This window comes from Arthrobacter sp. ZBG10 (assembly GCF_001238605.1).
GTDB lineage: Bacteria > Actinomycetota > Actinomycetes > Actinomycetales > Micrococcaceae > Arthrobacter.
The window spans coordinates 1-269 of sequence record NZ_LFQH01000167.1; the positions used below are offsets into that span (position 1 = coordinate 1).

Here is a 269-nt window from a genome sequence, read left to right on the forward strand (position 1 = left end):
GTGGTGCCGCCGTGGTGCCAGGGGTGGATGTGGTCGGCGTCGTTGTCGAGGGTGTTGTTGTTGCATCCGGGGAAGGTGCATTTGGCGTCGCGGAGTCGGAGCCAGTGGCGCATGGCGGGGGTGAGGCGGTAGTTTTTGCGGCCGATTTCCAGGGGTGCGCCGTCGCGGGGGTCGATCAGGACGCGGTGGAAGGATTCGGCGCCGTTGGCGATGAGGTCCCTGGCCATGGAGGGTGGGATGGGGCCGTAGCCGTCGAGGATCGCGGGTTC

At 67.7% G+C, this 269-nt stretch carries 1 protein-coding gene; it reads right to left on the reverse strand.

Going from position 1 to position 269, the window contains the following annotated elements; translation table 11 throughout:
* Positions 1 to 269: HNH endonuclease signature motif containing protein (locus ACU18_RS20105; RefSeq protein ID WP_231686148.1), on the reverse strand; the 269-nt coding region annotated here is incomplete at both ends.